9 protein-coding genes are annotated in these 16,933 nt (G+C 33.2%); all 9 read right to left on the reverse strand.

Going from position 1 to position 16,933, the window contains the following annotated elements:
- Positions 1-164 precede the first annotated feature (164 nt).
- Complete coding sequence (gene mdh, locus IRZ83_RS04660) at positions 165-1,097, reverse strand: malate dehydrogenase (protein ID WP_029268795.1); 933 nt, start codon at positions 1,095-1,097, stop codon at positions 165-167.
- 109 nt (positions 1,098-1,206) lie between these two features.
- Complete coding sequence (gene gyrB, locus IRZ83_RS04665; protein WP_029268794.1) at positions 1,207-3,147, reverse strand: DNA topoisomerase (ATP-hydrolyzing) subunit B; 1,941 nt, start codon at positions 3,145-3,147, stop codon at positions 1,207-1,209.
- 358 nt (positions 3,148-3,505) lie between these two features.
- Complete coding sequence (locus IRZ83_RS04670; RefSeq protein ID WP_194567121.1) at positions 3,506-6,238, reverse strand: M16 family metallopeptidase; 2,733 nt, start codon at positions 6,236-6,238, stop codon at positions 3,506-3,508.
- Between the two features lie 259 nt (positions 6,239-6,497).
- Positions 6,498-8,108: an asparagine synthase B gene (gene asnB, locus IRZ83_RS04675; protein WP_194567123.1), complete on the reverse strand. Its 1,611-nt coding sequence runs from the start codon at positions 8,106-8,108 to the stop codon at positions 6,498-6,500.
- A 310-nt stretch (positions 8,109-8,418) separates the two neighbouring features.
- The gene (gene asnB / locus IRZ83_RS04680; protein WP_194567125.1) at positions 8,419-10,095 is read right to left on the reverse strand and encodes an asparagine synthase B; all 1,677 of its coding nucleotides are present in this window, start codon (positions 10,093-10,095) and stop codon (positions 8,419-8,421) included.
- Positions 10,096-10,434: 339 nt separating this feature from the next.
- Positions 10,435-10,884, reverse strand: a complete 450-nt coding sequence (locus IRZ83_RS04685) for a hypothetical protein (RefSeq protein ID WP_194567127.1) — start codon at positions 10,882-10,884, stop codon at positions 10,435-10,437.
- Positions 10,885-11,051: 167 nt separating this feature from the next.
- Complete coding sequence (locus tag IRZ83_RS04690) at positions 11,052-12,803, reverse strand: TonB-dependent receptor (RefSeq protein WP_194567129.1); 1,752 nt, start codon at positions 12,801-12,803, stop codon at positions 11,052-11,054.
- Positions 12,804-12,949: 146 nt separating this feature from the next.
- The gene (locus IRZ83_RS04695) at positions 12,950-13,813 is read right to left on the reverse strand and encodes a PhzF family phenazine biosynthesis protein (protein WP_194567131.1); all 864 of its coding nucleotides are present in this window, start codon (positions 13,811-13,813) and stop codon (positions 12,950-12,952) included.
- 83 nt (positions 13,814-13,896) lie between these two features.
- Complete coding sequence (locus IRZ83_RS04700; protein ID WP_194567133.1) at positions 13,897-16,911, reverse strand: tetratricopeptide repeat protein; 3,015 nt, start codon at positions 16,909-16,911, stop codon at positions 13,897-13,899.
- Positions 16,912-16,933 lie beyond the last annotated feature (22 nt).

Genomic DNA, 16,933 nt, shown 5'->3' on the forward strand with positions numbered 1-16,933 from the left:
ACATGAGTTTTTAAAACTAAAAAATCGAGATCACGAATTACCACATTTTTTTTAAACCGAGCAAATATATAATTAACGAAAAGATTAACCAATTTATTTATTAATTAATCTCAAAAAAAAGACTGCAAAAGTGCAGCCTTTCTCTTTTTTTTACCAAATCGTTATTATAAAATCGATTTTAAAGCATCATTCATTCCACGAACAGCATCTGCACTTTTAGCAAATAATGCCTTCTCCTGATCGTTTAACTGAATATCCAAAATTTCTTCAACTCCGTTTTTACCTATTATACAAGGTACTCCAATACAGATATCTTTTTGTCCATATTCTCCTTCTACAAAAACAGAACAGGCAATCATTTTCTTTTGATCATTTAAAATACTATCTACTAAATAGGCAACAGAAGCTCCTGGCGCATACCAAGCAGAAGTTCCTAAAAGACCTGTAAGAGTAGCTCCACCAACCATTGTGTCAGCAGCTACTTTCTGCAATACTTCTTCTGAAAGAAATTCAGTTACAGGAATTCCGTTATAAGATGCCAAACGTGTTAATGGAATCATAGTAGTATCACCATGTCCTCCAATAACCATTGCTGAAATATCATTTGCCGGTTTATCTAAAGCCAAAGAAAGATAAGTTCTAAAACGAGAGCTGTCTAAAGCACCGCCCATACCTATAATTCTGTTTTTTGGCAATCCAGTTGATTTTAGTGCTAAATATGTCATCGTATCCATCGGATTCGAAACAACAACTATTATAGTATCAGGAGAATATTTCAATACATTTTCAGCAACTGTTTTTACAATTCCTGCGTTTATACCAATCAATTCTTCACGAGTCATTCCTGGTTTTCTTGGAATTCCAGATGTAATAACTACTACATCACTTCCAGCAGTTTTAGAATAGTCGTTAGTTACACCAGATACTTTGGTATTAAACCCTGTATTTGTTGCACATTGCATAATATCCAACGCTTTCCCTTCGGCAAAACCTTCTTTAATATCCAACAACACTACTTCGCTTGCAATTCCTCTATAAGAAATAACATCTGCACATGTAGCTCCAACATTTCCTGCTCCTACAATGGTAACTTTCATATTTTATACTTTATCGGTTATTAATTAGTTTGTTTATTTGATAAATCGACAATTCGTTTAATCGTTTAAGTAAATTTAAACAATTAAACGAATTGAAGGTTAAACTTTGTTATGCATCGATATTTGCGTAAACTGCATTTTTCTCAATGAATTCTCTACGTGGTGGCACTTCGTCTCCCATTAACATAGAGAAAACTCTATCAGCCTCAGCCAAACTGTCAATAGTTACCTGACGTAAAGTTCTGAAGTTTGGATCCATTGTAGTTTCCCATAATTGCTCCGCGTTCATCTCTCCAAGACCTTTATAACGTTGGATAGCTGCACTTCCTCCCATTCTTTCGTTAGCTTGATCACGCTGTACATCATTCCAAGCATATTCTTTTTTATTTCCTTTTTTAACTAAGTATAAAGGCGGCGCTGCAATATAAACGTGACCTTCTTCGATCAATTCTTTCATAAAACGGAAGAAGAACGTTAATATTAAGGTAGAAATGTGACTACCATCGACATCGGCATCACACATGATAATTACCTTATGATATCTTAGTTTTTCAAGATTTAAAGCCTTACTATCTTCTGCGGTTCCAACTGTAACTCCTAAAGCGGTGAAAATGTTACGAATCTCTTCGTTTTCGAATACTTTATGGTGCATCGCTTTTTCAACATTCAAAATCTTACCACGTAATGGCAAAATCGCTTGAAAATTACGGTCACGACCTTGTTTTGCTGTTCCTCCAGCCGAATCTCCCTCGACAAGATAAACTTCACATCTTGCAGGATCTTGTTCAGAACAATCAGATAATTTCCCTGGTAATCCTCCACCGCCCATAACGGTTTTACGTTGTACCATTTCACGTGCTTTTTTCGCCGCATGACGAGCCTGAGCCGCTAAAATTACTTTTTGAATAATGATTCGGGCATCATTTGGATTTTCTTCCAAATAATTTTCTAGCATTTCTCCAACTGCTTGAGAAACTGGAGAAACTACTTCTCTGTTTCCAAGTTTAGTTTTTGTCTGACCTTCGAATTGTGGTTCTGCAACTTTTACAGAAATAATAGCTGTTAAACCTTCACGGAAATCATCTCCTGCAATTTCGAATTTCAATTTATCCAACATTCCAGAGGCATCTGCGTATTTTTTAAGGGTTCTTGTTAAACCACTTCTAAAACCTTGTAAATGCGTTCCTCCTTCATGCGTATTAATATTATTTACATATGAGAAAATATTCTCTGTATAACTTGTATTGTAAATTAAGGCAACTTCAACAGGAATCTCACCTTTTTCGTTATCCATGCTGATTACATGAGAGATAATTGGCTCACGGTTTCCATCTAAATAACGGATGTATTCTTTAAGACCTTCATCAGAATGAAAAACTTCAACTTTAAATTCTCCTTTTTCGTCTACTTCTCTTTTATCTGTAAATGTGATTGTTATTCCTTTGTTTAAGAAAGAAAGCTCACGCATACGAGCTGATAACGTATCATAAGAGAACTCTGTAGTTTGAGTAAAGATGGTATCGTCTGGGTAAAAAGTCTGACGTGTACCCCTTTTATCTGTTTCTCCGATTTGTTTTACCGGATACATTGCTTTACCTCTTTCGTATTCTTGCTCGTAGATTTTTCCGTCTCTGAAAACTGTCGATTTCATGTGAACTGAAAGTGCATTTACTACAGAAACCCCAACACCGTGCAAACCTCCAGAAACTTTATAAGAATCTTTATCAAATTTACCTCCGGCACCAATTTTAGTCATTACTACCTCAAGAGCAGAAACTCCCTCTTTTTTATGTAAATCAACTGGAATACCACGACCGTTATCTTCAACTGTTACCGAACCGTCTTCGTTAATTGCAACACCAATGGTATCACAATGTCCGCCCATCGCCTCATCAATAGAGTTATCAACAACCTCATAAACCAAATGATGCAGCCCTCGAACCCCCACATCTCCAATATACATCGACGGACGCATTCTTACGTGCTCCATTCCTTCTAATGCCTGAATACTATCTGCTGAATAATTGTTCTTCTTGATTTCTTCGCTCATATAATTTATTCTAAAAAATGTAATTATTGTCTAACACGCAAATATATAAAAACGCAAATTATATATCCGTTAAAATACGATTTAAAGCACTTAAGTTATTAACACAATTGTCTGAAAAACCAAAAAATAAATTCCAAATTCAAAAAATTGGTGTCTTTAAAAAACCAAATTCCAAATTCTTGCCAAAATTCCAAATTCATAAAGATAAAACAATATATAAAATCAAATAATGAAACTCCATTTTAAAAAAACAAAATCCGAAACAACCAAATGTCATTTCGGATTTTATATTTTAAAACTAACAAACAATGCAATCCAATTGGAATTTGGAAGTCACGATGTTTGGAATTTCTTTTTATTATCTTTTATTAAAATCTCCAGCGTAAACAGATGTCATTTTATCTAAGGTTAAATATTTCTTTAAAACAGCATTCACTTCTTCTACTTTTAATGCTTTAACTTTATTTTCTAAAGTATCATAATCTTCTAAAGGAATTCCGTATTCTAAATAAGTATTCACTAAATTCATCAAAGTGTCATCATTTCCTAATCTTGTTTTTCTTTCATTTTGCCAGCTTTTTAAGTTTGATTTTAGCTCTTCATCTGTAAAACCATCTTTTAGCGCTTTTGCAATTTCTTCTTTAGTCGCCACTTCTACAGCACTCTTTTTTGTCGGATTTAAAAAAGCATAATATTCCCAATACGCTACATCATTTGTAATAGGCACATCAATGAAAGAACCTGCTCCATAACTTATCCCTTCTTTCTCTCTCAACCTCATTGGAATTCTAGCACTCAGAAAACCACCGCTTCCTAAAATTTCATTTGCCATAACAAATGCAGGAAAATCAGCACTGTTTCTGTTCATTTTAAAACTTATTTTTCCTAACGCTACAGCATTTTCTTTGTCTGGCGTAACAAAATCTTTATCTAGTTTTTTAGTTTCAAAATAAGTAGGTTTCGCAAGTTCGTATTTTGATTTAGAATTCCACTTTCCAAAAGTATTTTCTAAAATTTGTACTGTAGATTTTGATTCTAAATCTCCAACTACACTTCCTACTCCGTTGTTTCCTCCTAAAATATTTGCATAAAAATCAACCAGCTCTGATTGTTTTATTTTTTTATAAGCATCTATTTGTTCCTGAACTGTCGATGTATAAAAAATACTTTCTTTAGGATACGAAGATGTTTGCCTTGCTATCTCATTTACAGCAATAGATTGCGGATCATTAAGATTAGCCTCAAGATAGGTATTGTATTCACTAATTGTTTTAGTTAATTCGTTTTGTGGAAAAGTTGAATTTACAAGCAAATCGCCTAAAATCTCCATCACTTCTTTAAAATTCTCCTTGTAAGTATTGATGCTAACACCTAAAACCTGCCCAGAATAACTAAAATAGATACTAGATTTTAATTGATCTAATCGATCCTGAATCTGTTCTTTGCTTTTCGTTTTAGTGCCTGTTTTAAGAAGCTGTGCCATGATAGCTCCAACATCTGTTTTTCCTTGTAAATCTTTTTCGTTACTTACTGGAAATTTAAAATTAGCCTGAACTTTCCCTCCTTTTATTTCTTTTTTAATCAATCCGTATTTTAAGCCATTGCTAAGTTTTCCTTCTGTTAAGTTTTGTTTTAGATTTTTGATCGAAGCTTCAAATGGAGCTGCTTCTTTCTCCAAAGCTTTTCCTTTATAATCTTTCGTTAAAGCCACAACTTGCTCATCTGTATACTCAATAGATTTTACTCTTTGTTCGTCTTTCGACGGAATAAATATTCCAACTGTTCTATTATTGCTTCTAAAATATTTCTCTGCAACTCGCTGCACATCTTCTTTTGTCAATTTTTCAACAGCATCTCTGTACAAATATCCCAATCTAAAGTCACCGGCACCAATAATTTCGGTAAGATTAATAGCAAAAGAAATGGTATTATTTTTTATTCCATCTATTTGTTTTATAAGCTTCGCTTTAGCTCTCTCTACATCTTGATCTGTGTATTTGGTCGTCGCAATTTTATCCAATTCTCCTCTCACAATATCTTTTGTAGTTCTAATATCCTTATCGTTTGGGACTGCAACTCCAAAATACATAAAACTTGCATCTCTAACATTTGGCTGCCATACATACAAACTTGAAACTTTTTGGGCTTCTACTAAAGCTTTATATAAATATCCTGATGGATCTGAGGTCAGAATTTCACCCAACGCATCAATCGCAGCAAAATCTTTATCTGCATACGGCACTGTATGGTATAAGGCTCCAACATTTTTGCTGTCTCCTGCTCTATTTAACTCTACAAATTTTTCTCCATCTTGTGCTGGTTCAATAGTATACGTTTTATCCAAAACTCTTTTAGGTTTCGGAATAGCTCCAAAATATTGCCCAACATACTGCAAAGCTTTTTGCTCATCAAATTTACCAGCAATTATTAAAGTCGAATTGTCTGGCTGATAGTACTTTTCATAAAAAACTCTAAGTCTATTTGCTTTTACTCTTTCTATATCTTCTTTACTTCCAATGGTGCTTCTGCCGTAATTGTGCCATAAATAAGCTGCAGAAAGAATTCTTTCCTGCAAAACACCATCTGGATTATTTTCTCCTATTTCAAATTCGTTTCTTACTACTGAAAATTCTTTGTCAAGATCAGTTTGTAAAATAGTAGCATTAATCATTCTGTCAGCTTCCATTTCAAGGCTCCATTTTAAGTTCTCATCGCTTGACGGAAAAACTTCGTAATAATTAGTTCTGTCCAACCAAGTTGTTCCGTTGGCATTTCCTCCTTTGTCTGAGAGCATTTTTTTAATGTCACCTAAATTTTTAGTGCTTTTAAAAAGCATATGCTCTAACAAATGCGCCATTCCTTTTTCACCATATCCTTCATTTCGAGAACCAACACTATAAACAATATTGACTACCATATTGCTTTGAGAAGCATCTGGAATTAAAAGAACTTTCAATCCATTATTTAATGAATATTCTTTAACACCTTCGACATTTGTAATGTATTTGGGTGTTTCAGCTTTTTGCGCATAAACTGAACTCAACGAAACGAATGAGCAGTACAAAATTCCACTTAGTATTAGGTTTCTCATAGATTGTGTTTAATTATTTGGATTTAATTATTCTTGGTAATCAAATATAGTATTTTTCCTAAACACGCTAAACTGAAATTAACTTAGTTTTAATAATTTAGCTCAAAATAAAATGGCAATATTAAATTCTAATTTTTGAAATTCGAAATTCCAAAAATTGATTAAAAAAAAATCCGAAACAACATTTCAAATGTTAGTTTCGGATTTTGTATTTCTTTCCTAATTGGGATTTGTAATTTAATTTTTTTTTAAATTTAATCTAAATGCTAATAATAGATTTCAAAGCATCAGCTCTTACGTGTGCAGCATTTGCTCTTCCGCTCGGATCAAGATTGTCTTGCCATTTCGGAATCCATTTGCGAACCGTTTGCGCCGCACTAACCTGTGGATAAAATTTATGAAAAATGGATCTGTATAAATACGCTTCTTTTGTTGTTGGCGAATTATACGGAAATTCAGCAGCAGCGCCAGCCAATTGTTCATCTGAAACTTGAGAAGCACAATATTCGATCAATTCATCAACCCAGCTGTAACCAACTCCGTCAGAAAACTGCTCTTTTTGACGCCATAAAACTTCCGCCGGCAAGTACGGGTTTTCGGGTGTATCAAAAGCTTTTCTTAAGATATATTTTTCAATTCCATCATACGTTTTTGGCTGTTTCTCCTCTGTTTTAATTCGGATTGATACATCTAAAAAGGCTGCGTCTAAAAAAGGAGTTCTAGCTTCTAACCCATGAGCCATTGTTGTTTTATCCACACGCAATAAATCGGCAGTAAATAATTTTTGAACTCTTTCGATTGTTTCATCTTGAAATTCTTCTGTTGAAGGGGCGTTTCTAAAATACAAATGTCCTCCAAAAATCTCATCAGCACCTTCTCCAGATAAAACTACTTTTATTTCTTGTTCAGCAATCGCTTTAGAAAGCAAATACATTGGAACTCCCGATCTTACCGAAATAATATCATAAGTTTCTATATGATAAATTACTTTTTCTAAAATCTGGACCCCTTCTTCTACCGTAAAATGAACTTCATGATGTTCTGTTCCTAAAAACGCCGCTGCTATTCTTGCAGCTTTATTATCAGGAGCATCTGCATCTAAACCAATAGAAAACGAATGCAGCTTTTCGCCTTTATCTTTTAACAATCTCGAAGCAATTGATGAAATTAAAGAAGTATCTAAACCGCCTGATAACACAACTCCAACTGGAACTTCGCTCATTAAACGTTTACGAACCGCCTCGATTAAAGTTTCGCGTATTAAATCTAAATCAAGATTTTCAACCGCATTTCTGTGATCTTCGTATTCAGGCTGGTAATATTTTACAAAACCTGTTTTAGCAGTATAATAATGTCCCGGAGGAAAAGTCGAAAATGATTTACATTGATCTGCAATTGATTTCATTTCTGAAGAAAAATAAATTCTTCCTCTTTCATCTAAACCATAATACAAAGGCTTCACACCAATCGGGTCTCTTCCTGCAATATAATCATCACCGTCAATTATGACGAAAGCAAAATCTCCATCAAGTTTGTTACAGAAATTATAACCGAATTCCTCATACAAATGCACGATAACTTCAGAATCGGATTGCGTTCTAAATGTATGTTCTTTTAAAACCGTATTTTTTAATTCCTGATAATTATAAATCTCACCATCGTGTACCATCCAAGCTCGGTTTGTTCCTTGAATTGGCTGTTTTCCTGAATGCAAATCAATAATTGATAAACTTTCATGGCAAATAACACTGCCGTTATCCATAATATGCAAGTCACGTTCATCAGGCCCTCGATGCGACATTCTGTTAGAAAGCTCTTTTACGAGTTGCGGGTCTTTTCCTTTACCAATAACGGCCAATAATCCAGACATACTCTTCTATTTTTTATTTATTATTTTTTAATCGCTTCCCAAATAAAGCGAAGACTTATAAAACTGATTATAATTATGCAATATTTCGCAAAACTAATATTATTTTCTATTTTTCTTTACTATCAATATTATAATCTCACCGATTTAACTTTATTTAAGCAAATGCCAAATATAAAAAAGTAAAGCCAAATAATTGCCGAAAATTATTTTTAAGTAGTTGAAATAATAGAATTTAACAATTTAAGACACAAAAGACGTTCTCCTTCGAGAACGTCTTTGCTTAATATATACTAAATTCAAAAATTAATTATTATACTTTGGCATAGGCATCGTCATGTACACTTGCTACAGCTCTGCCTGACGGATCGTTCATGTTTTTGAAAGCTTCATCCCACTCTAAAGCGATTTTTGTACTGCAGGCAACACTTGCTTCCTGAGGTACGCATAAAGCGGCCGCATCACTTGGGAAATGTTCAGCAAAAATAGAACGATAGTAATATTCTTCTTTAGAAGTTGGCGTTTGAAGCGGGAATTTGTATCTCGCATTTGCCAATTGTTCATCTGAAACTTCTTTAGCTACAACTTCTTTCAAAGTGTCAATCCAGCTGTATCCTACACCATCAGAAAATTGTTCTTTTTGTCTCCATGCAACACTTTCTGGAAGCATATCTTCAAAAGCTTTACGAACTACCCATTTTTCCATCGGGTGTTCTTTGTTGATCATTTTATCTTGTGGGTTGATGCGCATTGCAACATCCATAAATTCTTTGTCTAAGAAAGGAACACGGCCTTCGATTCCCCAAGCTGCTAAACTTTTGTTTGCACGTAAACAATCGTACATATGAAGTTTTCCTAATTTACGAACGTTTTCTTCGTGAAATTCTCTAGCATTTGGCGCTTTGTGGAAATACAAATAGCCTCCAAATAACTCATCTGCGCCTTCTCCAGACAATACCATTTTAATTCCCATTGATTTAATAACTCTAGCCATTAACCACATAGGAGTTGAAGCTCTAACTGTAGTAACATCATACGTTTCTAAGTTGTAAATAACATCACGAACCGCATCTAAACCTTCTTGAATTGTAAATTTAATTTCGTGGTGAATCGTTCCGATATGCTTTGCAACAATTTGAGCAGCTGCTAAATCAGGTGAACCGTCTAGTCCAACTGAAAAAGAGTGCAATTGTGGATACCAAGCCTCTGTAGTATCATCAGACTCAATACGTTTTTGTGCAAATTTTTTGGCAACAGCCGAAGTGATAGACGAATCTAAACCTCCAGAAAGCAAAACTCCATAAGGAACGTCACTCATCAATTGTCTGTGAACTGCCGCTTCTAAAGCTTCTTTAATAGCAGGAATACTTGTTTCGTTGTCTTTTACAGCATCGTATTCTGTCCAGTCTCTTTTGTACCATTGTACAAATTCTCCGTCCTTGCTTGTCATATAATGTCCTGGAGGAAACAATTGAATTTTTGTGCAATATCCTTCTAATGCTTTTAGCTCAGATGCTACATAAAAAGTTCCATCCTGATCCCATCCAATATATAATGGAATAATTCCCATATGATCGCGGGCAATAAAATACTCGTCTTTCTCAACATCATAAATTGCAAATCCAAAGATTCCGTTCATTTCATCCACGAAATCAGGTCCTTTTTCTTTGTAAAGAGCCAAGATAACCTCGCAGTCGCTTTCAGTTTGAAAGTTATATTTTCCTTCAAATTGTTTACGCAATTCTCTGTGGTTGTAAATTTCACCATTTGCAGCCAAAACCAATTTTTTATCTTCTGTAAATAAAGGTTGTTTTCCTGAAGCTGGATCTACAATCGCCAAACGCTCATGAGATAAAATTGCTTTATCATTGCTGTAAATACCACTCCAGTCTGGTCCGCGGTGACGAATGATTTTAGACATTTCTAATACTTGAGGTCTTAAGGTTTCGGCTTTTTGTTTTAGATCAAAGGCACATACGATTCCACACATAACTATATATTTTTATTTTTAAATTTTATTTTGATAGGGCAAAGATGCGGTATTGGTTATAATTGAAAAACACAAATACGTATTTCAGTTATAATTTTAAATCATTATTTTGTTTTTACATATAAAATGTAAAATTTTAACCGCAAAAAAAGCCTTGAACTTGAAAATTTCAATTTTCAAGCCAAACCACGAGTTAAATTGAAGCTTTTGAAGAAATCTTTGAATTAAATCTTAAGATTTTAAATAAACGGTAAAGAATTTTCAATAGGAAGGACAAATCTTATTTTGAAATTATTTTATGCTCAATATTTTCAAACCTGTCAAAAGGTTAATTTAAAACTATTCAATACTTTGAATAATGTAATGAGTCTTATTAATTTCGAATTGAAACCCAACTTTATTTCCCATTAAATGCGAACCCAAAGGAGATTGTGGAGAAAGTGCAATAACAGTAATACCGTCAATGGTAATTTTTGGCAATGCTACACTTACAAATAAATAAATTCCGTTAGCCTTAACCAAACTTCCAGAAATGATGTTTTCAGTAATTTTAGCAGCATCTATTTTATCTAAAATTGCTTTTTGATTTATAGCTTCTTTTAGTTTATTTGTCAATTTTTCTTGTTCGATATGCATCATAGACAAAGCAGTTTCGTGTTTATCTCCTGCAGAACCTTTTGCATCATTTTTAGAATCTTCTGTCAAAGCCGAAATCATGTCTTTAAAAACATCTATTCGATCTTGAACCATTTGCAAATAATAAGAATGTATTTTTTGTTTGAAAGTCATTTTTTTGAATAGTGAGGTTCTGAGTTACAAAGATGCAAAGGTTTTTGAGGATGCAAAAAAAAATAGCCACGAATTCACGAATTTACTCCAAAAAATTCATGAACTCATGGCTGAAAGGCACTTTTATAAAAAACTTTGTGCCTTAGTTTCTTCCTGGCAAAACCTTCTTAAAAATCGAATTTATAATTTCCTCCAACTAAAACTTGGAATCCTTGAACTGGGTAGTTCAACCATCTTTCGTAGGCTTGATTCCCAATATTATTCAATTTCAAAAAGAAAGTCAAACGTTCGTTATATTTGTATCCTAAATGTGCATTTGCATCAAAATAACTTTTTAAAGTAACCGGAACTCCAAGAGTTGCCACATCAAAATTAGTCTGCATATCTTTACGTTCTCCAACAAAGAAAACATTCAAACCAGCATACCATTGTTTTGTAATATTTACATCTAAATTTGAGCTTAATTTCATCGATGGCAAGTTCCAAGCTTCTAAACCGTCTGTTTTATAACTATTAAAAGTTCCGTTGATTCCGAAAGAAACATTTTGAGAGAAATCAGCTTTTAATTCTGCATAAAAACGAAGTGTTCTTACGTCATCATAAACCACTCCAAACGAGTTTCCAAAGGCATAATTTTGATTTGAAAAATCTTCTGTATAATCATTGCTTTTAAACAATGCTTTATCTTTTTCATTCAAATATGAACCTGTCAAATTATAACTGATATTATTGGCTAATTTTCCTTTTAATCCAGCAAAAACATTATATTGAGTACTGCTTGGTCTCATATTTAAAGTTGGAGATAAAAACGGATTGTCAGTAACAAAATCAGCATAAGAATTTTGATTTAAACTACCATTTACACCTGTGTAAAAAATCATTAAATCGCCTACTAATTTATACGAAGCATTTACTTTTGGATAAATATAAAATTTGTTGCCGCTGTTCTCAGAATCTAAGCCGTAAAATAATCCAGCTCCTAATTCTAATGTCCAATCGTTTTCATGAACCACAAAACTTGGTTCAATTCCAAAATTAGTCAAACTGTATTTTACAGGTTCAATATTCGTTAAAGCATAATTATTTTCAAAAGATCCGCTAACGTGATCTACGATAATATTTGTGTTTATTGATTGATCCATTACATCCACTTTAAATGAAGGTTTCAAATAAAAACGATTTTCTGAAGAAGAAAAACTATCTGAAAAGTGGGTAAATCTGGTTGAAATTTTATTAAAAACCCCTTCATTAAATTCGATGTTTCCTCCTAATGAAATCGTGTTATAAGAATGATTTGGGTTAATTCCCCTAATTAAATCTTCCTGCTGTTCTGGTGGTAAAGTCATTCCAAAATCAGCCGGCAACCCGTACCAATTGTATATTTGATTTTGATAACCCAAATCGACACTCCATGACATATCACGATTGTTTACGCCATAACCAACATTTAAGGCAGTATCATAAAATTCGTCATTTAAATTCACATCTTTAATTCCGCCCTGAGACGAATGATGACGAAACATTCCAGCCACATAATCATTATTACCTAAATCTTGTGTTACAAATAATTCTGCATTCAGTGTTCCGTAATTTCCAACTCCTAAAGTAGCATAATTATTAAACAATCTTTCTTTTTTAGATTTTTCAACACCTTCAGCTTTCCCTTTTGAAGGGGTAAAAGTGGATGCAACAGGAACAGACAGAATACTATATTTAATAGTTTCTTTAGGCTGATTTCCCGAATCGTCAAGCGAAGGTGTTTCCTTTACTTTAAACGCATCAGATATTGTTGGCGAATATGGTTTTACTACGTTTACCGTTTCAGTTCCAATTGTTTCATTTTTCTTTTGAGAAAACGAAAGCTGAACAACAAACAACAGCAGTAAAATGATAATTTTATTTTGGCAATTAATTTTCATATTTCTTTATTTTTTTCAGAGAAAAGAAAATCGAATAAAGAGCATATACTTCTCTCGCTTTCTACAATTTCTTATTTCTTGACTCTATTTTCTTTTTCTAAAATCTATATTCTATTTTCTAAAATCTTTGTTCTTGGCTCTATTTTCTAGTTTTCCCACTCGCCTTTTGCAACAAATTGCGCTTTTCCTCCAATTTCAATATCAAACAAATTGTCCTTTACTTTTCCTTTAAAATAAATTTGGGACGGACGATTTATATAATCTCCCTGATAATTGATTAATTCAAATTCAGGTTTATGATATTTTAATAGAAAAGCCTGAAGGCATGTACTGGCGCTTCCTGTGGCGGCATCTTCTACTAATTGATTGTGCTCGATACACAACATTCTGCTAAACAATTTTGAGCCTTCTAAATAATAAAAATACAAGCCTCTGTGCGTTGTTTTACAATTCTTTTTCAGCCATTCATCTGTTTTATCTTTATCTAAAACTAAATTTTCGAGCGCTTTTTTATTGCTCAATCCAACCATTACAAAGGCACTCCCTGTTGTAACTTCCTGAATTGGAAATTGGTTTTCAAAATCTTCTTTTTTCAGATTACTGAATAACGTGAAATCTTCTTTCGAAAAAATATCCCAAAATTTCGGCTGTGCTGCTTTTAACCAAATTAAATCTTCCGTTTGATGAATTGGAATTTCTCCGATCGGAACATTCAATTTTATATTTTCAGGCGAGTTATCAAATATCTTATTAATCAAAACCCATGAAGTTCCAATTATCGGATGACCCGCAAACTGCATTTCTTGAGATGGTGTAAATATTTTAATCGCTGCTTTATTATTTTCCCTATCGAGTTTGGTAACAAAAGTGCTTTCTGCAAAATTAATTTCGCGAGCAATATTTTGCATTTCTTCTGAACTCAAATTTTCTGCATCCAAAAAAACGGCCAGCTGATTTCCAGCATATTTCTTATCAGCAAAAACATCAATTATATAAAAAGGTAAACTCATGATTTTTTTATTGGTGAAATGATTTTTGTGAAATGTAAAATGTTTGTTTTGTATACATTTCACATTTTCCACTTTACATCAAACTATTTATTAATAGACGAATTGGTTTTAGATTCTTCTAATTTAATAGCGCTTAATTCTTTTTTGGCTTCTTCAACGACATCTGGATAATCTGTAAAATTGTTTATTACGTTATCTAAAATATAAGTTGCCTGATAACTGTCTTTTAATCCGTAAAAGTTTTTCGCCATTAAAACTAAACTCTTCGCTCCGTAATATTTATAAGCCGAATAATTCTTTGCTAATTTTTGAACAGAAACATTCGAAGCATCAAATTTGCCTTCTTTTGTTTTAAAGTACGCGTCGTAATACAACGCTTCTGCCGCTAATTCTCCTTTTGAAGTTGCTGATAATTTAGCGTAAGCCGATTTAGCTTTATCTTCATCTCCAGTCTGCATTGCTGCACGTGCTACAATAATCTGTGCATCTGCTTTTACATTCACATCGGCTTTTGGGTTCTGCAAAACCTTGTCTGCAAAAATTACTGAGTTGCTATAATCTTTCTTATCATAATAACATTTCATTAAATTAGCTTGAGCAAAGTTTTTATTTTGCGGAAAATCAGCTTCATTTTCTAAGCGTGTCAAGACCGGAATCGATTTGTCGCAATCTTTAGCTTTTAGGAAAATTTGAGCCAACCTATTTAATGATTGTTCTGTAAATTCATTTCTTGGCTGATCAATTGCATATTGATAATTAGGCACTGATTTAGTTTCTGAACCTTCAGCATAATACAATTGTGCTAAGTAAAAATTAGCTTCTAAAGAATGCATTCCTGATGGAAATTTATTCACATAACCCATAAAACCTGTAATTGCAAGTTTGCTGTTATTTTGACTGTATTGTTTGAAAGCCGCATCATAAGTATCGTTATCTAACTCAGCATCTGTAACCGAAACAAAATCTAACGTACGCACCCAAGTTGCATATTCATCTACTTTTCCAGAATCAACATAAATTAATCTTGCTGTAGAAACTGCCTCTAAAGCTTCTGGAGTTTTTGGAAACTCAGCCGCTACTTTTTTGAATTTCACTAAAGCCTGCTCGTCACGATCTGAGTTGTAATAAATCAGACCTTGTTTTAAAATAGATTTTGAAGTAAAGGATCCGTTTTTATACTCTGAAATCAGCTGATCGTACGTTTTAATCGCCTGATCGTTCTTTTTCTCTGCTACATACGTATTTCCTAATTCATACAAAGCATCATCACGATATTCTGATTTTTTGTACATCTGAAGAAAATTATTCAGTTCGTCAACTTTCTTGTCATTTTTAGACATAAAACCGTATGAAATTGCTTTTTGAAATTGAGCATAATCAGCATCAACTCCTTTTGCCTCAATCGCTTTTGCATAAGCTTCATTCGCCTGAGCATATTTTGCACTTACAAAACGGCAATCTCCTAAACGCAAATACGAATCATTTAAACGTACTTTGTCTTCTTTTGAATTGTCAATCTGAGCTTGAAAGGAGTTCGCAGCCTGATCGTATTCTTTCAATTTAAAATAGGTGTAGCCAATATTATAGTTGATATTTTTATATTCATCAGTTGATTTGGCCGCTGCAAGTCCAGCAAACTGTTTGTAGCTTAATAAAGCATTCTGAAAGTCATCTGTAACATATTCTGTTTCAGCTTTCCAAAAAGTAGCGCGAGCTGTAAATTCAGGTGTTTTTTGTTCGCTGACAGCGCTTTTAAACATTTTCCCTGCTTCTGAATAATTTGATTCATTATACAATTCTAAACCTCTGTAAAAAAGCACTTTTTGATAAGCTGCCTTATTTTCGGCAGATTTGTTTTTCTCTAATAAAATTAAAGCTTCTTTATAGTTTTTAGACGAAATATAAGAATCGACCAATAACTTTTCTACTTCAGATTTACTTGAATTGTTTGGATATTTTTTCAAGAAATCAAGCAAAATTCCAGGAACAGTTTGGTAAGCATTTCCTATTTCATAACTCAATTTTGCATAATTTAAAGCACCATCTTCTTGAATCTGCGCATTAAATTCCATTTCAGAAGCGTTTTTAAATGCATTTAATGCTTCTTGTTTTTTACCGGTATTCAAATAACTTAAGCCTAAATGGTAGTAAGCATTTTGTGCAACGAAATCTTTTCCTTCAATAATTTTATTGAATTGAGAAATTGCTTTTTCATACTCCTTTTGCTCATAATAAGCATAACCTAATTGATAGAAATCAGTATTATTCCACTTTCCTTTTTTACCTTCGTATTGCTCTAAAAACGGAATCGCTTTTCCGTATTGCTTTAAATTGAAATAACTTTCTCCGATAATTTTATTCAGCTCTGATTTTTCAATCGCATTCGATTTAGCCATTGCAGTTTGACCTAAATCAATAGCTTTTTGAAAATTTCCTAATTTGAAATTCATATCAGCCTGATAATACGAAAGCTTTTCTTTGTATTTTTCCTCGCCTGAAACTTCGTCAAAATATTTGGTAGCCTCTTTATAATCATCGCCTTCGTAAGCCATAAATCCTAAATAATACTTGGCTTGAGAACCAAATTCAGGAGAATTCACTACTTTGTTAAAATAAGTAGTCGCTTCTTTTTTCTTTTTGGCATTGAAATAACTGTAACCTTTTTGGAAATTAAATTTATCCGAATCCGATTTGCTCATGTAGCTTTCATCGACTTTATCAAACCATTGCAAAGCTTTTGGGTAATTTCCCTGCTCGAAGTAAAACTGAGCCACTTCGATGTAAGCTTGATTTTGCTTTGTACTTGTTGGATAATCATTTACAAATTTTTCCATCAAGGCATCGGCATTTGCCTTATTGGTTCTAATAGCACAATTGGCAATGTAATAAGCACAATCTGATTGAACTTCTTCAGTTGTTGCATTGTTTTTTACATGTTCAAAAATAAGTTGTGCCGAAGCATATTGTTTGTCATTATATAAAGTCAGTGCTTTGTCAAAATCCTTTAAGTCGTAAGTGTAAATAGCTGATTTTTGTGCCGAAACTGTGGTCGAAATAAGGATTATTTGGAATAAAAAGAACCAGGAAAATTTACGCATTGTAATTATATTTAGTATTCAA

Source organism: Flavobacterium sp. JLP (assembly GCF_015350755.1).
Lineage (GTDB): Bacteria > Bacteroidota > Bacteroidia > Flavobacteriales > Flavobacteriaceae > Flavobacterium.

What these genes read in the sequence shown, in the direction of transcription:
- IRZ83_RS04690 (WP_194567129.1), bottom strand. Translation starts at nt 12,803, where the DNA reads ATGAAAATTAATTGCCAAAATAAAATTATCATTTTACTGCTGTTGTTT.
- asnB (WP_194567123.1), bottom strand. Translation starts at nt 8,108, where the DNA reads ATGTCTGGATTATTGGCCGTTATTGGTAAAGGAAAAGACCCGCAACTC.
- IRZ83_RS04700 (WP_194567133.1), bottom strand. Translation starts at nt 16,911, where the DNA reads ATGCGTAAATTTTCCTGGTTCTTTTTATTCCAAATAATCCTTATTTCG.
- gyrB (WP_029268794.1), bottom strand. Translation starts at nt 3,147, where the DNA reads ATGAGCGAAGAAATCAAGAAGAACAATTATTCAGCAGATAGTATTCAG.
- IRZ83_RS04685 (WP_194567127.1), bottom strand. Translation starts at nt 10,884, where the DNA reads ATGACTTTCAAACAAAAAATACATTCTTATTATTTGCAAATGGTTCAA.
- IRZ83_RS04695 (WP_194567131.1), bottom strand. Translation starts at nt 13,813, where the DNA reads ATGAGTTTACCTTTTTATATAATTGATGTTTTTGCTGATAAGAAATAT.
- IRZ83_RS04670 (WP_194567121.1), bottom strand. Translation starts at nt 6,238, where the DNA reads ATGAGAAACCTAATACTAAGTGGAATTTTGTACTGCTCATTCGTTTCG.
- asnB (WP_194567125.1), bottom strand. Translation starts at nt 10,095, where the DNA reads ATGTGTGGAATCGTATGTGCCTTTGATCTAAAACAAAAAGCCGAAACC.
- mdh (WP_029268795.1), bottom strand. Translation starts at nt 1,097, where the DNA reads ATGAAAGTTACCATTGTAGGAGCAGGAAATGTTGGAGCTACATGTGCA.